Origin of the sequence: Thermomonospora cellulosilytica, from assembly GCF_014138835.1 — a bacterium.
GTDB classification, from domain to species: Bacteria; Actinomycetota; Actinomycetes; order Streptosporangiales; family Streptosporangiaceae; genus Thermomonospora; species Thermomonospora amylolytica.
Map to the genome: position 1 here is coordinate 3,687,973 of NZ_JACJII010000001.1, position 22,097 is coordinate 3,710,069.

General features: G+C 73.4%; 24 protein-coding genes. 13 read left to right on the plus strand and 11 right to left on the minus strand.

Annotated features, from left to right (window positions below):
- Positions 1 to 41 precede the first annotated feature (41 nt).
- Complete coding sequence (locus HNR21_RS17405; RefSeq protein WP_119731175.1) at positions 42 to 230, minus strand: hypothetical protein; 189 nt, start codon at positions 228 to 230, stop codon at positions 42 to 44.
- Positions 231 to 393: 163 nt separating this feature from the next.
- On the opposite strand from HNR21_RS17405, the gene hemE reads away from it, so the two are divergent.
- Complete coding sequence (hemE, locus tag HNR21_RS17410; RefSeq protein WP_182706022.1) at positions 394 to 1,458, plus strand: uroporphyrinogen decarboxylase; 1,065 nt, start codon at positions 394 to 396, stop codon at positions 1,456 to 1,458.
- On the opposite strand, the gene HNR21_RS17415 is transcribed toward hemE, so the two are convergent.
- On the minus strand, positions 1,459 to 2,352 hold the full coding sequence (locus tag HNR21_RS17415; protein WP_182706023.1) for a DUF4349 domain-containing protein: 894 nt from the start codon (positions 2,350 to 2,352) through the stop codon (positions 1,459 to 1,461).
- A gap of 144 nt (positions 2,353 to 2,496) precedes the next feature.
- On the opposite strand from HNR21_RS17415, the gene hemG reads away from it, so the two are divergent.
- The 3 genes from hemG to HNR21_RS17430 all read left to right on the plus strand — a co-directional run bounded on the left by hemG (position 2,497) and on the right by HNR21_RS17430 (position 5,284).
- Entirely contained in the window at positions 2,497 to 3,978 is a 1,482-nt protein-coding gene (gene hemG, locus HNR21_RS17420; RefSeq protein ID WP_182706024.1) for a protoporphyrinogen oxidase, read from the plus strand.
- Entirely contained in the window at positions 3,923 to 4,636 is a 714-nt protein-coding gene (hemQ, locus tag HNR21_RS17425; RefSeq protein ID WP_119731171.1) for a hydrogen peroxide-dependent heme synthase, read from the plus strand. Before hemG ends, hemQ begins: the two co-directional genes overlap by 56 nt.
- Positions 4,637 to 4,768: 132 nt before the next feature.
- Entirely contained in the window at positions 4,769 to 5,284 is a 516-nt protein-coding gene (locus tag HNR21_RS17430; protein ID WP_182706025.1) for a hypothetical protein, read from the plus strand.
- A 6-nt stretch (positions 5,285 to 5,290) separates the two neighbouring features.
- On the opposite strand, the gene msrB is transcribed toward HNR21_RS17430, so the two are convergent.
- The gene (gene msrB / locus HNR21_RS17435) at positions 5,291 to 5,692 is read right to left on the minus strand and encodes a peptide-methionine (R)-S-oxide reductase MsrB (RefSeq protein ID WP_119731169.1); all 402 of its coding nucleotides are present in this window, start codon (positions 5,690 to 5,692) and stop codon (positions 5,291 to 5,293) included.
- Positions 5,693 to 5,747: 55 nt separating this feature from the next.
- Here msrB and HNR21_RS17440 point away from each other — a divergent pair, with 55 nt between their 5' ends.
- Positions 5,748 to 6,827 carry a DNA polymerase domain-containing protein gene (locus tag HNR21_RS17440; RefSeq protein ID WP_182706026.1) on the plus strand — a complete coding sequence of 360 codons (1,080 nt, stop codon included), beginning with the start codon at positions 5,748 to 5,750 and terminating at the stop codon, positions 6,825 to 6,827.
- Positions 6,828 to 6,939: 112 nt separating this feature from the next.
- On the opposite strand, the gene HNR21_RS17445 is transcribed toward HNR21_RS17440, so the two are convergent.
- On the minus strand, positions 6,940 to 8,898 hold the full coding sequence (locus tag HNR21_RS17445) for a Xaa-Pro dipeptidyl-peptidase (RefSeq protein WP_182706027.1): 1,959 nt from the start codon (positions 8,896 to 8,898) through the stop codon (positions 6,940 to 6,942).
- A 208-nt stretch (positions 8,899 to 9,106) separates the two neighbouring features.
- Between HNR21_RS17445 and HNR21_RS17450 the strand changes: the two genes are divergently transcribed.
- From HNR21_RS17450 to HNR21_RS17460, 3 genes are all read left to right on the plus strand, one after another.
- Entirely contained in the window at positions 9,107 to 9,316 is a 210-nt protein-coding gene (locus HNR21_RS17450; RefSeq protein ID WP_312881073.1) for a DUF4236 domain-containing protein, read from the plus strand.
- A 178-nt stretch (positions 9,317 to 9,494) separates the two neighbouring features.
- Entirely contained in the window at positions 9,495 to 9,746 is a 252-nt protein-coding gene (locus HNR21_RS17455) for a GNAT family N-acetyltransferase (RefSeq protein WP_233358795.1), read from the plus strand.
- 284 nt (positions 9,747 to 10,030) lie between these two features.
- Positions 10,031 to 11,710 carry an alkaline phosphatase D family protein gene (locus HNR21_RS17460; RefSeq protein WP_182706028.1) on the plus strand — a complete coding sequence of 560 codons (1,680 nt, stop codon included), beginning with the start codon at positions 10,031 to 10,033 and terminating at the stop codon, positions 11,708 to 11,710.
- A 67-nt stretch (positions 11,711 to 11,777) separates the two neighbouring features.
- Here HNR21_RS17460 and HNR21_RS17465 read toward each other — a convergent pair whose 3' ends face one another.
- The gene (locus tag HNR21_RS17465; protein ID WP_182706029.1) at positions 11,778 to 12,845 is read right to left on the minus strand and encodes an ATP-dependent DNA ligase; all 1,068 of its coding nucleotides are present in this window, start codon (positions 12,843 to 12,845) and stop codon (positions 11,778 to 11,780) included.
- Positions 12,846 to 12,879: 34 nt separating this feature from the next.
- On the opposite strand from HNR21_RS17465, the gene HNR21_RS17470 reads away from it, so the two are divergent.
- The gene (locus tag HNR21_RS17470) at positions 12,880 to 13,599 is read left to right on the plus strand and encodes a dihydrofolate reductase family protein (RefSeq protein WP_182706030.1); all 720 of its coding nucleotides are present in this window, start codon (positions 12,880 to 12,882) and stop codon (positions 13,597 to 13,599) included.
- Here HNR21_RS17470 and HNR21_RS17475 read toward each other — a convergent pair.
- On the minus strand, positions 13,584 to 14,309 hold the full coding sequence (locus tag HNR21_RS17475; protein WP_182706031.1) for a pyrimidine reductase family protein: 726 nt from the start codon (positions 14,307 to 14,309) through the stop codon (positions 13,584 to 13,586). The genes HNR21_RS17470 and HNR21_RS17475 overlap by 16 nt on opposite strands.
- A 76-nt stretch (positions 14,310 to 14,385) precedes the next feature.
- Between HNR21_RS17475 and HNR21_RS17480 the strand changes: the two genes are divergently transcribed.
- From HNR21_RS17480 to HNR21_RS17490, 3 genes are all read left to right on the plus strand, one after another.
- Positions 14,386 to 14,931: a SigE family RNA polymerase sigma factor gene (locus HNR21_RS17480; RefSeq protein WP_157996086.1), complete on the plus strand. Its 546-nt coding sequence runs from the start codon at positions 14,386 to 14,388 to the stop codon at positions 14,929 to 14,931.
- A complete protein-coding gene (locus HNR21_RS17485; protein ID WP_182706032.1) occupies positions 14,900 to 15,631 on the plus strand; it encodes a hypothetical protein in 732 nt (243 codons plus the stop codon). Before HNR21_RS17480 ends, HNR21_RS17485 begins: the two co-directional genes overlap by 32 nt.
- Before the next feature lie 144 nt (positions 15,632 to 15,775).
- On the plus strand, positions 15,776 to 16,825 hold the full coding sequence (locus HNR21_RS17490) for a peptidoglycan-binding domain-containing protein (protein ID WP_182706033.1): 1,050 nt from the start codon (positions 15,776 to 15,778) through the stop codon (positions 16,823 to 16,825).
- A 27-nt stretch (positions 16,826 to 16,852) separates the two neighbouring features.
- On the opposite strand, the gene glgX is transcribed toward HNR21_RS17490, so the two are convergent.
- Positions 16,853 to 18,949: a glycogen debranching protein GlgX gene (gene glgX, locus HNR21_RS17495; RefSeq protein WP_182706034.1), complete on the minus strand. Its 2,097-nt coding sequence runs from the start codon at positions 18,947 to 18,949 to the stop codon at positions 16,853 to 16,855.
- Positions 18,950 to 19,172: 223 nt separating this feature from the next.
- Between glgX and HNR21_RS17500 the strand changes: the two genes are divergently transcribed.
- On the plus strand, positions 19,173 to 19,643 hold the full coding sequence (locus tag HNR21_RS17500) for a DUF1877 family protein (protein WP_182706035.1): 471 nt from the start codon (positions 19,173 to 19,175) through the stop codon (positions 19,641 to 19,643).
- Between the two features lie 18 nt (positions 19,644 to 19,661).
- Here HNR21_RS17500 and HNR21_RS17505 read toward each other — a convergent pair whose 3' ends face one another.
- From HNR21_RS17505 to HNR21_RS17520, 4 genes are read right to left on the minus strand one after another with little or no spacing between them, the layout of a single operon-like run.
- Entirely contained in the window at positions 19,662 to 20,192 is a 531-nt protein-coding gene (locus HNR21_RS17505; RefSeq protein ID WP_312881074.1) for a GNAT family N-acetyltransferase, read from the minus strand.
- A 5-nt stretch (positions 20,193 to 20,197) separates the two neighbouring features.
- Positions 20,198 to 20,731, minus strand: a complete 534-nt coding sequence (locus HNR21_RS17510) for a DUF4262 domain-containing protein (protein ID WP_182706036.1) — start codon at positions 20,729 to 20,731, stop codon at positions 20,198 to 20,200.
- A 29-nt stretch (positions 20,732 to 20,760) separates the two neighbouring features.
- Entirely contained in the window at positions 20,761 to 21,375 is a 615-nt protein-coding gene (locus tag HNR21_RS36030; RefSeq protein ID WP_220500197.1) for a TetR/AcrR family transcriptional regulator, read from the minus strand.
- Between the two features lie 4 nt (positions 21,376 to 21,379).
- A complete protein-coding gene (locus HNR21_RS17520; protein WP_182706037.1) occupies positions 21,380 to 22,057 on the minus strand; it encodes a maleylpyruvate isomerase family mycothiol-dependent enzyme in 678 nt (225 codons plus the stop codon).
- Positions 22,058 to 22,097: the final 40 nt, after the last annotated feature.

Here is a 22,097-nt window from a genome sequence, read left to right on the forward strand (position 1 = left end):
GGACGGGGGACGGGGTGGCAGGAGGTCGCACCGCACGGATCTCAGGCGGCCCGGCCACGGACGGGGACGGGGTCGCAGAGCGCCGGCGGGGCCGCCCCGACGATGATCGCCATGCCGCACTCGGTGCACGCCAGCTCGGGGCACTCGGCGCCGTGCCCGTCGGGGCACACGGGCCGCTCGAAGGGCCGGTCGCCGCCGCAGGCGGAGCAGTACAGAACGGGGCAGGACAACTGGGGACCTCCTAGGTTCTGACCCGCCCAACGCTGCCACGGGGGTCTGACGGAATGCGGGACTTCCGGCGGCGTGTCCAAAAGTCCGTTCGAATGTACCGGTGGCGCGCCCGTGGCCTCACCTGTGTACGGGACCGGGGGTGAGACGTGGGAGCATCGACGGGTGGCTGCTGACACGACCGAACCCGGGACCGGCCGCGGGCCGTCCCAGAGCGCGTTCATCAAGGCCTGCCGCCGTGAGCCGGTGCCGCACACCCCGGTGTGGTTCATGCGCCAGGCCGGCCGCTCGCTGCCGGAGTACCTGCGGGTGCGCGAGGGCGTGCAGATGCTGGAGGCCTGCGCGCGGCCCGACATGATCGTGGAGATCACGCTGCAGCCGCTGCGCCGGTACGCGGTGGACGCGGCGATCTTCTTCAGCGACATCGTGGTCCCGCTCAAGGCGATCGGCGTGGACCTGGACATCAAGCCGGGCGTCGGCCCGGTGATCGCCGACCCGATCCGGGACCGGGCCGGCGCCGCCGCGCTGCGCCGGCTCACCCCCGACGACGTCCCCTACGTCGCCGAGGCGGTCCGCGCGCTGGTCGGCGAGCTGGGCGACACCCCGCTGATCGGGTTCGCCGGCGGGCCGTTCACCCTCGCGTCGTACCTGATCGAGGGCGGCCCGTCCAAGAACCACGACCGCACCAAGGCGATGATGTACGGCGAGCCGGAGCTGTGGGCCGAGCTGATGGGCCGCCTCGCCGACCTGACCGTCGACTACCTCAAGGTGCAGATCGAGGCGGGGGCGAGCGCGATCCAGCTGTTCGACTCCTGGGTGGGCGCGGTGGCCCCGGAGGACTACCGCGCCTCGGTGCTGCCGTACGCGCGCCGCATCTTCGCGGCGATCGAGCCGTACGGGGTGCCGCGCATCCACTTCGGGGTGGGCACCGGTGAGCTGCTCGGCCTGATGGGCGAGGCCGGGGCGGACGTGGTGGGCGTCGACTGGCGGGTGCCGCTGGACGAGGCGGTCCGCCGGGTCGAGCCGGGCAAAGCCCTGCAGGGCAACCTCGACCCGGCGATCCTGTTCGCCCCGTGGGAGGTCATCGAGCGGCGCGCCCGCGACGTGCTGGACCGGGGCCGCACCGCCGAGGGCCACATCTTCAACCTCGGCCACGGGGTGCTGCCCACCACCGATCCGGACCGGCTCGCCCGGCTGGCCGACCTGGTGCACGAGGCGTCGGCCCGCTAGTCACCCGGGAGGACGGCGACGGCCCCGCCGCACGCCGCGGGCGATCCACGCCACCGCGCCGATCAGGACGAACACCGGGGCGAACGGCAGCAGGAACCCGGCCACGACGGCCAGCGCCCCGCCGACCGCCAGCAGCCCGTTCCAGCCGCGCTCCAGTCCGCCGAGGAAGCCGCCCTGCCCGTCGTCGCGGTCGGGGCGGCGCTCGGGGCCGACCAGGGTGAGCGTGACGGTCGCGTACCGCGTGCGGTGGGCCAGGGACTTCTGCCGCGCCTGCAGCGCCTCCAGGTCGGCCTGCCGGCTGGCGATCTCCCGTTCCACCTCGATCACCTCGCCGACCGTGTCGGCCCGGCGCAGCAGCCTGCGGAACGACTCCAGGGACGCCTCCGCCGACCGGACCCGGCTGTTGACGTCGGCGACCTCCTCGGTCACGTCCTCGGCCTGCTGGTTCAGCGACAGCCGGGTGCCCAGCCGGGCCAGCCCGTCCAGCGTGGGCGCGTACCGCTCGGAAGGGATCTTGAACGTCAGCCGTGCGCCGCCGCCGCCCGACGACGACTCCTGCTGCACGTAGCCGCCGGCCGCCGCCACCAGTTGCTTGGCCTGGGCCGCCGCCGCGTCGACCTTGGGGGCGCGGACCCGCAGGCTGGCTGTGTGCACCACGGCCCGGTCGTCGATCACGACCTGCCGCCCGGTCTGCGCGTTGCCGCCGCCCGCGCCGCCGGCGCCGCCCGCGCCGCCCGCGTCGCGGGCCTGGTTCTCCTGCGCCCGTGCCGGGGCGGGCGCCCCCGCGTCGCTCTCCGCGGATCTGGATCCGCCGCCGCAGCCCGCCAGGACGGCCGCCAGCAGCGCGGCGGCCAGGACCTCGGAGACCGTCCTGCCTGAACGTGGATGTCTCATGCCCGTTTTGACGTGTGTGGCCGATATCACGGACCGGCCGGTTCGGTTCCGAACTGGTCACGAGTGCGCAGACGCCGTGTCACGGCCGCTTCCGAACGGGTGGGGCCTGCACGGGGTCCGGCATCCGTCTGGGAAGGTTGAATCATGAGCGAACGGCGTTCCCCGCGCCCCCACGTCGCCGTCGTGGGCGCGGGCATCGCGGGCCTGACCGCGGCGTGGCGTCTGGTGCGCGGCGGCGCCCGCGTCACCGTCCTGGAGGGCTCCTCGCGGATCGGCGGCAAGCTCCAGGTCAGCGAGGTCGCCGGGATCCCGGTGGACGAGGGCGCCGAGTCCCTGCTGACCCGCCGCCCCGAAGGCGTGGAACTGCTGCGCGACCTGGGCCTGACCGGTGAGCGGGTGCATCCGGGCGGCGTCGCCTCCGCCATCTACAGCCGGGGCGGGCTGCGGTCGCTGCCCGCCGGGCAGATGATGGGGGTGCCGGGCGACCTGCGGGCGCTGGCGACCTCCCAGGTGCTGTCCCCGGCCGGGACCGCGCGGGCCGCGCTGGACCTGGTGCTGCCGCGCACCCCGCTGGGCGCCGACGTGTCGGTCGCCGCGTACATCGGGGCCCGGTTCGGCGGCGAGGTGGTGGACCGCCTGGTGGAGCCGCTGCTGGGCGGCGTGTACGCGGGCCGCGCCGACCTGCTGTCGTTCGAGGCGACGCTCGCGCAGGTCGCCGCCGCAGCGCGCACCCACCGTTCGCTGGTCACCGGCGTCCGCGCCCTGCGCGGCGCGGGGCCCCGGGACGCGGGACCGGTGTTCACCACCCTGCCGGACGGGCTCGGCACGCTGCCCGGGCTGCTGGCGAACGCCCTGGGCGAGGACTGCGAGATCCGCACCGGGGCGATGGTGCGCGAGCTGCGGCGGCTCGGGGACGGCGGGTGGCGGCTCACGTTCGGCCCGGCGCGCGCCCCCCAGACGCTGGACGCCGACGCGGTGGTGGTGGCGGTCCCGGCGCAGCCCGCCGCGCGGCTGCTGGCCGCCGAGGTCCCCGACGCCGCCCGCGAACTGGCGGCCATCGAGTACGCCAGCATGGCGATCGTCACCCTGGCCTATCCGGCGACCGCGTTCCCCCGGCGTCCCGGCGTGAGCGGGTACCTTGTGCCCGCGGTGGAGGAACGCCAGGTCAAGGCGGTCACGTTCAGCTCGGTGAAGTGGCCGCACCTGACCGAGCGGGCCCCCGACCTGGTCATCGTCCGGTGCTCCATCGGCCGGTACGGGGAGGAGCACACCCTCCAGCGCGGCGACGAGGAGCTGAGGGCCGCCGCGATCGCCGAGCTGGCCGCCGTGTGCGGGGCGCGGGAGCTGCCGGTCGACAGCCGGGTCACCCGCTGGGGCGGGGGCCTGCCGCAGTACACCGTGGGCCACGTGGACCGGGTGGCCCGCATCCGCGCCGCGGTCGCCGCCGTGCCGCGCCTGGCGGTCGCCGGCGCGGCCTACGACGGTCTGGGCGTCCCGGCCTGCATCGCCACCGCACGGGCGGCGGCGGACCGGGTGCTGGAACAGTGCGAGAGCCGAGGAGGAACCGACCATGACAACGGGCAACGAGGCCAGGCCGACGCGGGGCGCCAAGGCGCGCGACCTTAACCAGGTCATCCGCTACACCATGTGGTCGGTCTTCCGGGTGACCCGGCCGGTCGACCGGTCCGACGAGGTCGCCCGCGAGGTCGAGGACCTGCTCGCGCAGGCCGCCGAGAAGGACGTGACCACCCGCGGCCTGTACGACGTCAGCGGGTTCCGCGCCGACGCCGACCTGATGTTCTGGTGGCACGCGCCCACCTCCGACGACCTGCAGGAGGTGTACGGCCGGTTCCGGCGCACCGCCCTGGGCCGGGCCTGCGAGCCGGTGTGGTCGCAGATGGCGCTGCACCGCCCCGCCGAGTTCAACAAGAGCCACATCCCGGCGTTCCTGGCCGACGAGGAGCCGCGGGCGTTCGTCTGCGTCTACCCGTTCGTCCGCTCCTACGAGTGGTACCTGCTGCCGGACACCGAGCGGCGGGCGATGCTGGCCGAGCACGGGCGGATGGCGCGCGACTACCCGGACGTGCGGGCCAACACCGTGGCGTCGTTCGCGCTGGGCGACTACGAGTGGATGCTGGCCTTCGAGGCCGACGAGCTCCACCGCATCGTCGACCTGATGCGCCACCTGCGCGGCTCGGAGGCCCGCCGCCACGTCCGCGAGGAGATCCCCTTCTACACCGGCCGCCGCAAGCCCGTCTCCGAACTGGTGGCTGCTCTCCCGTAATCCTCGTCACCGGCATGCGAGGGGCCGGGGGCGGCAGTAAGGTTTCCGGGCGTGACTGAAAGACCGGCTGGGCGTCATGCAAAACCCCCGTCGCAGTGGCGTGCACGAGTCGACCGCGTGGTCGACGCGGCGTTGAGCGCGCGCAACCGCCGGAGGACGGTCGCGGCCGGGACCGGGGTGCTGGCGGCGGGGCTGCTGGTGGTGGCCGGAGGCGCGGCGGTGTTGTTGCCGGACGGGGAGACGGGCTCCAAGCCGGGGGCGCATGCGGCCGTCCGGTCGGGGAGCCCGTCCCCGGCGGCGTCGACGGCGGTGGCGCCGTCGGTCGCCGGGGACGGGGATCCGGACGCGATGCCCGAGGTGGCGGCGTACTTCCAGGTCAAGGATCCGGGCGGGGAGACCGTCCGGCACGTGACGGACGTGCGCCGCAGCGGGGCGTTCCTGCGGGTCTACACCGACCTGGACGAGGGGGACGAGAACACCGACGCGGCGATCACGCTGTGCGAGTGGGCCGCCGAGTACCTGGAGCGGTACGACGGCGAAGGCGAGCCGATCGTGTTCGTGCACGCCGAGGAGAGCGGCAACGGGCACGTCGTGCTCGCCAACAAGCAGAGCGCCGACGACGACTGCCGGGTGGGGGAGACCCGCTGAGAACGGCTACTCGGCCGGCTCCAGCGTCAGCGAGACGCTGTTGATGCAGTACCGGTCGTCGGTGGGCGTCGGGTAGCCCTCGCCGTGGAACACGTGGCCCAGGTGCGAGTCGCAGCGGGCGCAGCGCACCTCGGTGCGGACCATGCCGTGGGAACGGTCCTCCAGCAGCACCACGGCGTCGGAGTCGGCCGGCGCGTAGAAGCTCGGCCAGCCGCAGTGCGACTCGAACTTGGTCTCCGACCGGAACAGCTCGGCCCCGCACGCCCGGCACCGGTAGACCCCCACGGTCTTGGTGTCGACGTACTCACCGGTGAACGGCCGTTCCGTCCCGGCCTCGCGCAGCACGTGGAACTCCTCGGGGCTGAGGATCGCGCGCCACTCGTCCTCGCTCTTGTGGACCTTCTCCATGGTGTCGACCGTACCTCGCCCCGGGATTGTCGGTGCTCTCGCGTAGCGTGCACGTATGGCGTCGCCGTACATCGAGATTCCGGTCGGGGAGCGCACGGTCAAGGTGACCAACCCGGACCGGGTGTGCTTCCCGGAGCGCGGATACACCAAGCGCGACCTCGTCGAGTACTTCCTGGCGGTGGAGGACGGGATCATGCGCGCCCTGCGGGACCGGCCGACCACGCTGGAACGCTGGCCGCGCGGGGTCTTCGAGGGGGCGCGGATGGCCACCCGGGAGGACTACGCCCGCGGGCAGGCGGGCCTGGCGGCGGAGAAGTCCGACGCGTTCTACCAGAAGCGGGCGCCCAAGGGCGCGCCGGAGTGGGTGCGGACGGCGCGGATCCAGTTCCCCAGCGGCCGGTCGGCCGACGAGGTCTGCCCCACCGAACCGGCCGTGGTCGCCTGGGCGGCCAACATCGGGACGCTGACGTTCCACCCCTGGCCGGTGCGGTCCGGTGACGTGGACCATCCCGACGAGCTGCGCATCGACCTGGACCCCCAGCCCGGCACCGGCTTCGCCGACGCGGTGCGGGTGGCGCTCGGGCCGGTCCGCGAGCTGCTGGACGAGCTGGGCATGGAGGGCTTCCCCAAGACCTCCGGCAAGGCGGGCCTGCACGTCTACGTGCGGATCGAGCCGCGCTGGACGTTCACCGAGGTGCGCCGCGCCGCCCTGGCGTTCGCCCGGGAGATCGAACGCCGTGTCCCCGGCCAGGTCACCAGCAGATGGTGGAAGGAGGAGCGGGGCGAGCAGATCTTCATCGACTACAACCAGAACGCCCGCGACCGCACCATCGCCTCCGCCTACAGCGTCCGGCCCCTCCCGCACGCCCCCGTCTCGGCCCCGCTGCACTGGTCCGAGCTGCCGGACGCCGACCCCGAGGACTTCACCATCGCCACCATGCCGGCCCGCTTCGCCGAGATCGGCGACCCGCACGCCGCCATCGACGACCGCGCCTTCTCCCTGGAGCCCCTGCTCGAGCTCGCCGACCGCGACGAACGCGAGCACGGCCTCGGCGACGCCCCCTACCCGCCCAACTACCCGAAGATGCCCGGCGAGCCCAAGCGGGTGCAGCCCAGCAAGGCCAAGGACGTGTAGTTCTGCCGCGCCTCCGGCGCGGCGGCTCGCGGGTGGCCTTCAGCGCCGTCGGGTGCAGGGCAGGAGTTCGTGAGGGGCCGCCGCCCCTGTGCCGGGGCGGCGGCCCTCGGTGTCAGTGGAACTGCCTGGGCTGGCGGGGGAGGGTGACCTCGGTGGGGCCCTGCCAGGTGGACATGGTCTGGGGGGCGACCAGGTCTGCGGCGGTGCCCCTGGCGAGGACGACCGGGACGGTGATGAAGGTGCCGGACAGGTCCACCGTCACCTGGGCGTTGGTGGGGGTCTCGGTGTTGTAGTCGGCGTCGGTGCCGGCCAGCACCAGGGCGATGCGGTGGCCCGGCTTGAAGACGTAGTCCTGGGGGAGCGTCCGCCAGCGGACGGTGTGGTAGCGGCCCGGGGTGAGGGGCGTGGGGTCGCTCAGCGAGGTGCGGTTCTGGGCGTCGATCCAGCCTCGGGCGACCACGTTGACCGGGGAGGTGACGGTGACCGCCTCGGTCTCGCGGTAGCAGGGGTCGTCGTCGGGGGTGCCCTCGCCGTGGCAGCTCTCGGTGTCGAGGGTGCGGATGCCCGAGCCCCGGCCCAGGTAGTCGACGCGGGTGTCCTCGCCGTAGTCGACCAGCAGGGCGGTGAGGTTGGCGGTGGGCCCGTCCAGCTTGATCCGCAGGTTGACGGTCGGCGTTCCCGACAGCCGGGCGGACATCGGGAGCGGCGGGGAGACGTAGGCCAGCCGGTACGGCCGGGCGGCGGTGGGGTCGGCGACCATCTGCGACTCGGTGACGCCGTCGCCGCGGTCGCCGGGGGCGTCGGTGAACGTGGCGGTGCTGCCCCTGGGGGCGGGCCTGAGGCCGAGGCCGCCGTCCGCGCCGGGGCGCAGGGTGACGGGGAACGCGTTGAGGGCGGGCCAGTCGGGCTGGGTGGTCCACTCGTTCGGGCCGATCTCCACGTCGGCGCGCGGCTCGTCCATGATGCCGTTGCGGATCCCGTGCAGCTCGTGGTCGAACCAGCGGTGCAGGGTCCGCACCCACACGTCGCGGCGGAAGTCGAACGGGTCGATGTGGCCGTACTGGGCGACCCACACCTTGCGGGGCACCCCGCGGGCGGCCAGGCCCTTCCACCACAGGGAGAAGTGGTCGGCCTTGACGTTCAGGTCGTTGACGGTGTGCACGGCGAACACGCTGGCCCGCACGTTGTCCACGTCGCCGATCGTGCCGTCGCGGTAGTTCGTCTCGGCCCAGTAGGCGTTGTAGTCGCCGGTGGCGTCGTCCTCGCCCTCGTCCATGGCCTGGCGCACGGCGGCGCACTTGGCGGGCGGGTCGGTGTCGACGTAGTCGGCCAGCCACGGCTGCTCGTCGTTCCAGTACTTCACGCCGTGGGAGCGGCTGTAGTTGTACCAGCCGCTGATCGCGGAGATCGGGACGATGGTCTTCAGCCCCTTGACTCCGGTGGCGGCGACCCCGTTGGCCAGCGTCCCGTCGTACGACTTGCCGATCATCGCGGCGTTCCCGGTCGTCCAGGTGGCGCGGGCCGGGCTGCCGTCCGGCCGGTACGCCTTGGCGCGGCCGTTGAGCCAGTCGATGACCGCCTTGCCGCCGAGCACGTCGGGCGCGCCGCCGCTGGTGGGGCAGCCGTCCGAACGGGTGGTGCCGATCATGTCGACGGCCAGGAACGCGTACCCGCGCGGCACGAAGTAGTTGTCGTAGAACAGCGGGAACTTGATCGGGTTCCCGGCGGCGTCGTAGCGCTTGCGCTCGCTCTCGTTGCCGCGTCCGGCGTTGTCGTAGTACGGGCTCTCGTCGATGATCACCGGGACCTTGAGGCCGCGTTCGGTCTCCCTGGGCCGGATGACGTCCACGTTGACCAGGTCGCGCCGGCCGTCCCCGTCGCTGTCCACGGAGGACTCCACCAGCACCCGTTCGCGGACCGCGTCGGCGTACGAGAACACCGGCTGGGTGACGCCGTCCTCGATCACGATCCGGGGCGGCGCGACCGCGTGCGCGGTGCCGGTGGCCGCGACGAGCAGCGCGACGCCCGCCAGCGCACCGACGGCCGCCCGGCGGGGGGATCTGCGTGCCAAACCACACCTCCAGAGTCGGGCCTCTACGGAAGGCACGCTGTTCGATCGGAGCCTCCGCGTAAACGGAAATCATCGCCTGACTCGGCGGGCTTTTTGGCAGAACTTGTCGTTGCCCCTTCATGGGGCAGCACGAAACCACTGTTCCGGACGTCCGTATCAGGGGCGCGGGTATGCGGGACGGTGCCGCGGGCAGCCCGCGGGAGACCCCGTGATCGGAGGAGACATGGGCTGGAGCTACCGCAAGTCGATCAAGCTGGGGCCGTTCCGGATCAACCTGTCCAAGGCTGGGGTGGGGCACAGCGTCGGCGGGCGCGGCGCCCGCTACACCCGGACGGCGGACGGCCGCCGTCACATGACCCTGCGGATCCCGGGCACCGGGCTGTCGTGGCGCCGCTCCCTCGGCGGGCGCAGGCGCTGAACGGGCGGAACGACGGAGGGGCGCCGGTCACTCCCCCCAAAGCCCGGCGCCCCTCTCATCACGGTATGTAACCCGGCGCGACCAGCCAAAACGGCTCACTAGAGTGAATCTCGTCCACGCCCGCGGGCGCCTTCGCGAAGAGAAGGTGCGGCGAGGAGGAGAGAGGATCAGGGGCCGCGTGCAGATCTCACCGATGTCACCCGAGCACGCCGACGAGGTGCTCGGCATCTTCCGGGCCGGGATCGAGAGCGGCCAGGCCGGGATCTGGACCCTGCAGGCCGGGATCTTCCCGGAGAACACCGCCAGCCTGCGGCTGCACGAGACGATGGGCTTCCGCCGCGTCGGCGTCCGCGAACGGCTGGGCTTCCACGAGTTCCCCGGCCGCGCCCGCTGGCGCGACGTGGTCCTGCTGGAACGCCGCTCCTCCTGAGCGCCCGCCGCCGAGGCGGGGGCCGGTGCGCGTCCCGCCGCCACCCCGGTCTGCCGAACGAGCTGCGGGCGCGCTGGGAGCAGATCAACGGCGGGCTGCCGCCTGACCCGTCCTGAGCGGTGGCACCGGTTAGGGTGGCCGCGCGGTCCGTGCCCGGGACCTCGCCGGTGGGGAACAGGTCGGTTGTTGTTGGAGGGAGCGTCACTTCGCCGGTACGCGACGGCCACCGGCCTTGGTGAGGCTGACGGGCGGTCATTCGCCCGACTCCTCCCGAAAGGTCTTCCATGCCCGACGGTCGTCTCCCCCTCAACCGCCGGACCTTCCTCGTCACCACCGGGCTGGCCGCCGGCGGCGCCGCGGTGGTCGGGCACGCCACCGCCGCGCACGCCGCCCCGAGCCGGACGCTGTCCGCCGACCCCTTCACCCTGGGCGTCGCCTCCGGCGACCCCGACCACGACGGCTTCGTGCTGTGGACCCGGCTGGCCCCGGCCCCGCTGGCCGAGGACGGGCTGGGCGGCATGCCGTCCCGGAACGTTCCGGTGCGCTGGGAGCTGGCCGCCGACGAGCGGTTCCGCCGCATCGTGCGGCGCGGCACCGTCACCGCCCGGCCGGAGTCCGCGCACAGCGTCCACGTGGAGCTGAACGGCCTGGAGCCGGGCCGCGACTACTGGTACCGGTTCAAGGTGGAACGGTACATCTCGCCGGTGGGCCGCGCCCGCACCGCGCCCCGGCCGCACTCCTTCGGCCCCGCCCTGGTCATGGGCTTCGTCTCGTGCTCCCAGTTCGAGCACGGTTACTTTTCGGCCTACCGGCGGCTGGCCGAGGAGGAGCCCGACCTGGTGCTGCACCTGGGCGACTACCAGTACGAGTACCGGAAGGGCGTCTACAACGTCCCCGGCGGCAACCCCCGCGACCACGAGGGGCCCGAGACCGTCACGCTGGCCGGCTACCGGCAGCGGCACGCCCAGTACAAGAACGACCCCGACCTGCAGGCCGCGCACGCCGCCGCGCCCTGGCTGGTGGTGTGGGACGACCACGAGCTGGAGAACAACTGGGCCGACGAGGTGCCCGAAGCGAACTCCGACACCCCCGACCCGGCCGCCTTCCTGCAGCGCCGCGCCGCCGCGTTCCAGGCGTACTACGAGAACATGCCGCTGCGCCGCACCTCGATCCCGCGCGGCATCGACATGCAGCTCTACCGGCGGATCCGGTGGGGGCGGCTGGCCACGTTCCACATGCTCGACACCCGCCAGTACCGCGACGACCAGGGCTGCGGGGACGGCTACCGCGACTGCCCGGCCGCCGTCGACCCCTCCCGCACCATCACCGGCGACGAGCAGGAGCGCTGGCTGCTGGACGGCTTCCGCAGGTCGCAGGCCCGCTGGGACATCATCGGCCAGCAGGTGTTCTTCGCCCAGCGCGACAACAACGCCGGGCCGCTCAAGGTCACCAGCATGGACTCCTGGGACGGCTACGTGGCCTCCCGGGATCGGATCACCAGGGGCTGGATCGAGGCCGGGGTCCGCAACCCGGTCGTGCTCACCGGCGACGTGCACGCCCACTGGGCCGGCGACCTGAAGCTGGACTACGACGACCCGACCTCGAGGACGGTCGGCTCGGAGCTGGTGTGCACCTCGATCACCAGCGGCGGCGACGGCGCCGACTCCAACCCCGCCGACCACCCGTTCCTGAAGATCAACCCGCATCTGCGGTTCTACAACAACCAGCGCGGCTACGTGCTCACCAAGATCACCCCCGGGGAGATCGAGGCCCACTTCAAGGTGCTGCCGTACGTCCGCAGGCCGGGCGCCCCGGTGCACACCAAGGCGACGTTCGTCATCGAGGACCGGGTGCCCGGCGTGCAGCAGACCTACCTGCGGCCGGTCGAGCAGACCCTGGCCGCGCGGTCCGCGCCCGTCGACCCGGGCCGCCAGACCGTCATCGACGAGACCGTCCGTCCCTGAGCCGCAACCCCTTCCCCACAAGGTCGTGGCCGCATCCCCGGTGCCGGAGGTGCGGCCACGGCCCCGTTCAGGAGCCCAGGATGTCGTCCAGGTCGTAGGCCACCGGCACCTCGAGCTGCTCGTAGGTGCACGAGCGCGGGGTCCGGTCGGTGCGCCAGCGGCGGAACCGGGCGGTGTGCCGGAACCGGTCGCCCTCCATGTGCTCGTAGGCGACCTCGCACACCAGCTCCGGCCGCAGCGCCACCCACGACAGGTCCTTCTTGCCGGTCCACCGCGACACCGCCCCCGGCATCCGGTCGGTGGTCGCCTCCGCCTCCTGCCGCGCCCACCCCTCCCACGGGTGCCCGGTCAGGTCGTCCATCCGGTACGGCTTCAGCTCCTCGACCAGCTCGGCGCGCCGCTTCATCGGGAACGACGCCGCCACCCCCACGTGCTGCAGCGCACCCTTGTCGTTGTAGAGGCCCAGCAGCAGCGACCCGACCACCGGGCCGGACTTGTGCCAGCGGAACCCGGCCACCACCACGTCGGCCGTCCGCTCGTGCTTGACCTTGAACATCAGCCGCTTGTCCGGCTCGTAGCCGATGTCCAGCGGCTTGGCCACCACCCCGTCCAGCCCCGCGCCCTCGAACTCCTCGAACCACCGCAGCGCCGTCTCACGGGAGTCGGAGGCCATCGTCACGTGCACCGAGGGCCCGGCGTCCGCCAGCGTCTCCACCAGCCTGCGCCGCCGCTCCCGGAACGGGACCTGCATCAGCGACTCGTCGCCCAGCGCCAGCAGGTCGAACGCCACGAACGTGGCCGGCGTGGTCTCCGCCAGCAGCCTGATCCGGGAGGCGGCCGGGTGGATGCGCTGCTGGAGCATGTCGAAGTCCAGCACCCGGCCGTGGCGCAGCACGATCTCCCCGTCCACCACGCACCGCTCGGGCAGCTCCCGCCGGGCCGCCTCGACCAGCTCGGGGAAGTAGCGGGTCAGCGGGCGCTCGCCGCGGCTGGACAGCTCCACCTCGTCGCCGTCGCGGAACACGATGCAGCGGAAGCCGTCCCACTTGGGCTCGTACAGCAGGTCGCCCTCGGGCATCGTCTTGACCGCCTTGGCCAGCATCGGCGAGAGCGGCGGAGTGATCGGCAGATCCACATGCCCATCCTGCCCGATGACTATCCTGGCGGCCATGCGTCGTCTGTTCCCCGAGCCCGCGGACGAGGTCGATCCCCTGGAGACGTACGGGGACGTCGCGGGGCCGTGGCTGCGGGTCGGGATGGTGCTCAGCGCGGACGGCTCGGTGACCGACGAGGAGGGCTGGAGCGACGGCCTGGGCGGCGAGGCCGACATGCGGGTGTTCCGGACCCTGCGGGCGCTGGCCGACGCGATCCTGGTGGGCGCGGCCACCGTCCGCACCGGCCGGCTCGGCCCCGCCCGGCTGCGGCCCGCCCTGCGCCGGCACCGCGAGGCGCGCGGGAGGAGGGGGCCCGCCCCGATCGTCGTGGTGACCCGCACCGCCGCGCTGGACTGGTCGCTGCCGCTGTTCACCGAGGCCGAGACCCCGACGATCGTGGTGACCTCGCGGGCCGCCGCCGCGTCGGCGCCCGACCCGGTACGGGTCGTCGCGGTGCGGGAGAACGCGGACGGGCTCGACCTGGCCGAGGCCGTCGCCCGGCTGCGCGACGAGCACGGCCTGCCGCACCTGCTGTGCGAGGGCGGCCCGGCGCTGACCACCTCGCTGCTGCGGGCCGGGCTGGTGGACGAGCTGTGCCTCAACGTCGCGCCCACCCTGATCGGCGGCCCCTGCCACACCCGCCTGCTGAACGACCTGACCGGCCGCGTCGACCTCACCCTGCGGGAGGTCTGCACCGACGAGGGCGTGCTGTTCCTGCGCTATCGCCTGGCGTAGCGCAGGAACAGGAAGTCGTCCTCCTCGTACAGGGAGGCCAGGCGCAAGCGGCTCGGCTCCGGCAGCTGCGGGCCGTTCAGGATCCGGGCCGGGTCGCCGGCGACCAGCGTGGGGGAGAGGGTCAGGCACAGCTCGTCCAGGACGTGCTCGGCGGCGGCGCGGGCCAGGATGGTCGGGCCGCCCTCGCACAGCAGCCGGCGCAGCCCGCGCGCGGCCAGCTCCTCGACGGCGCGGGGGAAGTCCAGGCCGTCCCGCCCGGCCACGATCACGTCGGCGACCCGTTCGGCCGCCGCCCGGCGGTCCGGCGGGGCGGTCTCGGTGGTCAGCAGGATCGTCCGGGCGCCCTCGCGGGCCCGGGTGAAGAACGGCGCGTCCAGGTCCAGGTCCAGCCGCCGGGAGATCACCGCCAGCGGCGGCACCGGGGTGCGGCCCGCCCGGTAGACGTCCCAGCCCTGCGACGCCTTCACCGGCCCGTACCCCTCGACGCGGACCGTCTCGGCCCCTACGATCACCACGTCCGCCAGCCCCCGCAGGGCCAGGAACAGCCGCCGGTCGCCGGGGGAGCCCAGCGCCTCGGTCCGGTCGGCGTACCAGGCGGCGCCGTCCAGGCTGGCGATCATGTTGGCGCGCAGCCACACCCCCTCGGCGGGGTAGGCGTACGCCTCCTGCAGTTCGGTCGGGTCGGTCGGCAGGGCCGGTAGAGCGTGCATTGCCCGAAGCGTAGCCAATCCCGGACAACCTTCCGGCGGCGCGGGACGTGTTCCAGATGGTGCCGGAGGGAGAGCCGTGGACGTCGATGACGAATTCACCCGCTTCGTCGAGGAGCGGGGCCTGGAACTGCTGCGCCTGGCGGTGGCGCTCACCGGGGACCGGCACCAGGCCGAGGACGTGGTGCAGGGCGCGCTGGAACGGCTGTACGGCCGGTGGGCCAAGGTGGCGCGGCACGGCGACCCCGTCTGGTACGCGCGCCGCAGCATCGTCAACGCGGTGCGGGACCGCTGGCGAGGGGAGCGGCGGCATCCGGAGGTGCTCGGCCTGCCCGCCGAGGACCATCCCGAACGCGACGCCTACGTGCCGATCGACGAGATGCTCACCCGGGACGCGGTGCGCCGGGCGCTGGACGAGCTGCCGCCGCGCCGCCGGATGGTGATCGCGCTGCGCTACTGGGGCGGCTACACCGAGGCCGAGACCGCCCGGCTGATGGACATCTCGGTGGGCACCGTCAAGAGCCAGGCCCACCACGCGCTCAGGGAGCTGCGGGGACGGCTGGAGCAGGTGGAGAACGCAGGGGGGATGCGCGATGGGTCCGGACCTCGGCCGGCCGGGCGATGACGGGGAGCGCCGGGAGGAGCTGGACTGGGACGCCGACCCGCTGCCGGACCTGATCCGCGAGTGCATCGACGAGGACACCCGGGGGCTGGTGTTCCCCGACGCGATGGCGGTCCGGGTCATCCACGGCAGCCGGGCCCGCCGTCCGTGGAGCGCGACCCAGGGGGCCGCCCTGGTCGTCCTCGCCCTGACCGCGGGGGCCGGTGTCGTCGGGGCCGCCGCCGTCGTCCCCGCCCTCCGGTCGGAGGACGGGCGGCCGGCCGTCGTGGCGACCGCCACCCTCACCCGGCCCGTGCCCGTCAGCCGGCTGGTCGAGGTCGGCTACATCCCCCGGGGCTGGCGCAGGGTCGCCGCGCCGGGCATGGAGACGCCCGATGACGCCGCGCCTTCCGCCGGGCAGGTGTGGACCGCCCAGTACCAGCCGATCCGGCGCGGGGACCGCCCGCAGCGCGTGCTGGTCCGGGTGTGGCGGACCACGGAGGGCCTGGACGCCGTCCGCGAGATCGAGGAACGGCAGGGCGCGCGGGTCCGCCCCTACCGGGTGTCGATCGGGCGGGCGTTGCTGGCGCGGACGGCGGGCCGGGCGGCCGAGCTGAGGATCTACTGGCAGCCCCGGGAGGGCGTGCACGTCCTGGTGCGCGGGCTGGGCGTGCCGGACGCCGAGGTCCGCCGGGTCGTCGCCGGGCTGCGGACGGCCGCCTAGCGCGGGACGCCGCGAGGGGCAAGGGGACCCGATGGCCGTGTGAGGTCCGCCGGGACGCTTGAGAATGCTTGTTTCCTCCCTGATCGTCGAGAATGTCGGTTCAATGATCACCTGGTGTGCTCACCGGGGAGGGGAGGAACGACGATGCGTCCCAGGTTCGGCCGGCGTCCGGCGGTCGTCGCGATGGCCGTGGCGGCGACCCTGGGGGTGGCGGCACCGCCCGTACAGGCCCGGGAGGCCCGGGAGGTACGAGAGGCCGACTTCGCCGCCGCCGCCCAGGAGACGGTGGCCGAGGTGCTGCCCGGTCATCCGCTGCGGGAACGGGCCACCCGCAGCCTGGCCTCGCCGCTGGCCGAGGGGGAGAAGGTCAGGCTGGACACCGCCACGTTCGCCGGCGGCGGGCGGGTGCTGCTCGTGGCGCGCGGCGTCGGCGCGGTCCGCGAGGTCGCCCGCCGCCATCTCCCGCCCGGCTCCCAGGTCGTCGCGGAGACCACGGTGCGCCGTCCGGGCGCCGGCTCCCGCAGGGCGCTGATCACCTCGACCGCCGACCGGTGGGGGCCGGGCCTGACCGTGCTGTCGTGGAGCGAACGGCGCGGCGTCAACTACCAGATCGCCGTCCGCGGCACGGTGACCCGGGACGACCTGCTGCGGCTGGCCCGCGCGCTCCCGAAGGACGGCGCCGACGTGCCCGAGAAGGTCCGCTCGCTGGTCGCCCGGGCCGCGCCGCCCGGCGACTCCGGCGTCGACGCCGTCGACAAGAACGCCGAGTTCGGCACCTTCGGCCTCACCAACAAGGTGCTCGACGGCGCGGGCGCGGCGCACGACGACTTCGGCAACGAGGCCACCCTGTGCAACGGCTGCACGTACTGGAGCGGCAACTGGGCGGGCCTGTTCCAGCACCTGCTGTACGCCGACGGCAGGCTGGCGTACTCCTCGATCGACTGCATGTTCGGCGCGCAGACCGCGTCGGCGACCGTGGCCTGGCAGCGCGCGGAGGGCCTGACCGCCGACGGCGTCGCCGGGCCGGACACCCTGGGCCGGATGGACAACTACCTGACCTACCTGTGGACGGACCAGACCGTCGACTACGTCGGCCGGGTCCAGATCATCACCATGGTCCGCGTGCAGGACATCTACTACTACGGCCCGAAGATCACCTACGGTTACGGCGGCGGGACCCTGCCCGGCTGCTGACCGCCCGGCGCGCGGGGCGCCGGATCCTCAGATCCGGCGCAGCACCATCATCGAACGGCCGGTCACCTGCACCACGTCGGAGGCCTTCACCGTGCCGCGCTCGCCGACGCCCCCGGGGACCGCGGTGTCCAGCACGAACTCCCAGCGCTCGCCGAACTCCGGGCCCGGCACGGTGAACTCCACGTACTGCGAGTGCGCGTTGATCAGCAGCAGGAACGAGTCGTCGCGCACCCGCCGGCCGCGCGGGTCCGGCTCGGTGATGGCCTCGCCGTTCAGGAACACGCACAGCGACTTGGCGTAGCCGGCGTGCCAGTCGGAGTCGGTCATCTCGGTGCCCGCCGGGGTCAGCCAGGCGATGTCGCCCAGTTCCCCGTGCCCGCCGCGGCCCTGGAAGAACCGCCGCCGCCGGAACACCGGATGCTCGCGGCGCAGCCGCGCCAGCGTCCGGACGAACTCCAGGTCCTCCTCGCCGCCGCTCCAGTCGATCCAGGAGACCTCGTTGTCCTGGCAGTAGGCGTTGTTGTTGCCGCGCTGGGTGCGGCCCAGCTCGTCGCCGGCGGTCAGCATCGGCACGCCCTGCGACAGGAACAGCGTGGCCAGGAAGTTGCGCCGCTGCCGCGCCCGCAGCGCGGTGATCTCCGGGTCGTCGGTCGGGCCCTCGTGCCCGCAGTTCCAGGACCGGTTGTCGTCGGTGCCGTCCCGGTTGTCCTCGCCGTTGGCCTCGTTGTGCTTGCGGTCGTAGGACACCAGGTCGGTCAGCGTGAACCCGTCGTGGCAGGTGACGAAGTTGATCGAGGCGATGGGCCGCCGGTTGCCGTGCTCGTACAGGTCCGAGGAGCCGGTCAGCCGGGAGGCGAACTCCGGCATCGCCGCGTAGCCGCCGCGCCAGAAGTCCCGCACCGTGTCCCGGTACTTGCCGTTCCACTCGGTCCACAGCGGCGGGAAGTTGCCGACCTGGTAGCCGCCCTCGCCCACGTCCCACGGCTCGGCGATCAGCTTGACCTGGGAGACCACCGGGTCCTGCTGGACCAGGTCGAAGAAGGCGCTGAGCCGGTCCACGTCGTGCAGCTCGCGGGCCAGCGCCGAGGCCAGGTCGAAGCGGAACCCGTCCACGTGCATCTCGAGGATCCAGTACCGCAGCGAGTCCATGATGAGCTGCAGCGCGTGCGGATGCCGGACGTTCAGGGAGTTGCCGCAGCCGGTGTAGTCGAGGTGGTAGCGCTTGTCGTCGTCGCGGAGCCGGTAGTAGGCGGCGTTGTCGATGCCCCGGAAGCACAGTGTCGGCCCCAGGTGGTCGCCCTCGGCGGTGTGGTTGTAGACCACGTCGAGGATGACCTCGATGCCCGCCTGGTGCAGGGCCCGCACCATCGCCTTGAACTCCAGCACCTGCTCGCCGAGCTGGCCGGAGGAGCTGTAGGCGTTGTGCGGGGCCAGGAACCCGATGGTGTTGTAGCCCCAGTAGTTGGTCAGCCCCCGCGCCACCAGCGCGTGCTCGGGGACGAACTGGTGGACCGGCATCAGCTCGACCGCGGTGACGCCCAGGTCCAGCAGGTGGTCGATCATCGCCGGGTGCGCCAGCCCCGCGTAGGTGCCCCGCTGCGCCTCGGGAACGGCCGGATGCAGCCTGGTCAGGCCCTTGACATGGGCCTCGTAGATCACCGTCTCGTGGTACGGGATCCGGGGCGCCCGGTCGTCGCCCCAGTCGAAGAACGGGTTGATCACCACGTTCTTCGGCATGTACGGCGCGCTGTCGTCGGTGTTGAGCACGTCGGGGTCGCCGAGCCGGTAGGAGAACAGCGACCCGTGCCAGCGCACCCCGCCCTCGATCGCCTTGGCGTACGGGTCCAGCAGCAGCTTGGCCGGGTTGCAGCGGTGCCCCCGGCGCGGGTCGTACGGCCCGTGCACGCGGTAGCCGTACCGCTGGCCGGGCCCGATCCCGGGAAGGTAGCCGTGCCACACGAACCCGTCGGTCTCCGGCAGGTCGCATCGGGTCTCGTTGCCGTGCTCGTCGAACAGGCACAGCTCCACCCGGGTCGCCACCTCGGAGAACAGCGCGAAGTTGGTGCCGGTGCCGTCCCAGGTGGCGCCCAGCGGATAGGCCGAGCCCGGCCATACCTCCGGCATCTGCTTCCACCCCTCGGTTCGTGCTGCCAACGGTCCCTGATTGTCCCGTACCCGGTACGCCTCCGTGACCGGCGTGCAAAGACACACTTGTTTACCCGACGGTAGGTTAATCCGCCCAATCCGCCCAGCGCCCGCCGCCGGAGCGACGCTCCCGGACGTCCCCGGCGGATCCGGGACGCCGGTCCCGGGCGGGCCGGACGCGCGGGCCGTTACGGTCTGCGGCATGGGAGTCCCGGGGTCCTACGTCCGTCTGCCGTTCGATGACTGGCTGGCCGTCGACGAGGCCGCGCCGGAGGAGGCCGACGCGCTGCTCGACGCGGTGTACGAGCACCGCCGTGAACGGTGGCTGGACGTGGACAAGACCTGGGACGCCCTCGACATGCTGCTGGTCCTGGCCACCGGGGGCGAGACCGGCATCGCCGGGGGAGCCCGCGCCATGACCCCCTACCGGGGCGGGGAGACCTCCTTCCTCGACGCGGGCGACGTGCGGCGGGTGGCCGGCGCCCTGGCGCGCACGCCGTTCGACCGGCTCGTCGCCGCCTACGACCCGGAGGTGATGGCCGCCGCGTACCCGCCGGGCGTGTGGACCGACCGGGCGAGCCTGGAGCCGCTGGAGGGCACCTACGCCCGGGTGCGGGACTTCTTCCGCGCGGCCGCCGCCGACCTGGACTTCGTCCTGATCGTCATCGGCTGACCCGTTGCTCCGGCGCGGTCATCCGGCCCGGTCGGGGTCGCCGGGCGGGGGCGGCCGCCAGACGACCTCGTCGCCGGCGCGTTCCCGGGTGGGCCGCAGCCCCAGCTTGCGGGCGACCGCCTTGGAGGGGGCGTTGTCGGGGTGGATGCAGGCGTGCACGTCGGTGATGTGGTGGGCGCGCAGCCAGCCGATGACGGCGCGGGCGGCCTCGGTCGCGAAGCCGAACCCCTGGTAGGGCATGCCGACGACCCAGGCGACGGCGGCCCGGGGTCCGGGGGTGATGGTGGCCTGGACGGTGCCGACGGGCCGGTGGTCGCGGCGCCGCCGGACGATCCAGTTCAGCCACGCCTCCTGGTGGAACGGGGCGGGACCGGCGACCAGATGGCGGTAGCGGGCCCGCAGCTCCTCCAGGGTGAGCGGCTCGCCGCCGATGTGGGCGTGCAGGCGGGGGTCGTCCAGCACGGAGACCATCTCCTCGGCGTGCTCGACGGTGAGCGGCTCCAGCAGGAGCCGCGGGGTGGTGAGGTGGTCGATCGCCGGGCCGAGCACGCCGATCAGCTCGTCCAGACTCCGGGGGGATGCTCCGCGGGCGGCGTCCACAGCGACGGCTGGGCGGACGCCAGGGCCGGATCGGCGCCCGGCTGCCACGGGTAGAGCCCGGCCGCGTCCGGCCACACCACCTGCAGGAACGGCAGCGGCGAGGAACGGTAGAAGCGCACCGCCTCGGGCACCAGCCGTTCGTACCAGCGGGTGTCGACCGGGCGCAGCGCGACCGGATGCCGCTCGGTGGCGTCGTGGCGCTCCTGTCCGGGCGCGGGGGTCGCGCCCTGCGCCGCGCGCTCGCCGAGGTTGTTGACGATGGTCTGCATGTCGTACGGGTCCAGCCCGAACACCACCAGCTCGGGGGAGCGGTGGGTGTGCCACAGGCCGATGGTGAACGCCCAGCCGGGCCGGCCGTCCCGGGGACCGGTCAGCACCGTGCTCCACCCGTACTGCTGGACGTGCACGATGGTGCGCAGTTCGAAGGTGCCGAGCCGGTCGCGATCACCGTAGTCGTGACAGATGATGCACCGGCAGGCCGAACCCATGGGCCAGAGCTTAGGACGTGGCGGCGACACTACGAACCGGGGCGCGGGCCGTTCGCGCGTAGCAGAGCGGCGATCAGGTCGGCGATCGCCTTGCCCATCCGCTCCCGCTCGGCGGCCGGGTCGGCGGCGGCGGCGATCACGTTCCCGGCCTGGTCGAGCGCGCCGTACAGGGCGTGCGCCATCGGCTCGGCGTGCTCGGCGGGCAGCAGCCCGTCCCGCGCCGCCGCGACCAGCGCCGCCCGCAGCAGCCGCCGCGAGCAGTACGGGTCGTCGAAGCGCAGGGACCGCTCCCGGCCCAGCACCAGCGGTCCCTCCCGCAACAGGATCCGCTGCACCTGCGGCTCCAGGCAGGAGTCCAGGAACGCCTGGGCGCCCGCGTCGATCTGGGCGGCGTGGTCCCGGGGCGCGGCGGACGCGGCGGCGGCGCACCGGGCGTAGAGGTCCTTCTGCACCTCGGCGTGGCAGGCCTCGAACAGCCGTTCCTTGTCGGCGAAGTGGTGGTAGAGGGCGCCCCGGGTCACTCCGGCGCGGCGGACGATCTCGGTGGTGGAGGTCCCGGCGAAGCCGCGCTCGGCGAACAGGGCGACGCCCGCCGCCACGAGCTGCGCACGGGTCGCGTCGCCCTGTTCCACCTTGCGGTTCATGCGGTCATGGTAGGAGATGCACGTTCACCTTCTCGTCCAGGCCGAGCGCGGCCGGATCGAGACGGCCCGACGCGGCCAGCACGAAGCGCATCGGGTCGCCGGTGACCGTGGGGCCGCCGGTGCCGACCGACTGGCGCGGCAGCCCGTCGAGCTCGAGGGTCAGCGGCCCGCGCTCCAGGCGGTCCAGCTCCGCGCGGAGCCAGGCGACGCAGGCGGCCACCGCCGCCGGCTCGTGCCGGCCGGGCAGGCCCAGCGCCGCCCGGATGTCGTCGGCGTGGACGAACGTGTCGTACCACAGGGTGAGCACGCCGTTGTACATGGTCCGTCCGGCCACCGGGGCGGGCGCGGCCCAGGCGGTCTCGTCGAACTTCTCCAGCAGCGCGGTCAGCCCGGGCGCGGACCGCCGCAGCAGGTCGGCCACCTCGGCGGGGGACCGGTCGCGCAGCCGCGCGGCCTGCTCGTCGGGCGTGTGGGCGCCGATCGTGCCGTCGAGCGACTCGACGACGTCGAGCACCACGTGGCCGGCCACGTCGCGGACCTGCCAGCCGGTGCAGCGGGTGGGGGCGGTCCAGGCGGCGTCGTCCAGCGGTGCGATCAGGTCGGCGAACGCGGTGTACTCCTCGTCCAGCCCGCGCAGCAGCTCGGTGGCCGTGGGCGTCGGGTCCTGTCGGGTGGCGGTCATGGCGTCGGTTCCCTTCGGGGGTTGCGGTGCGATCACCATA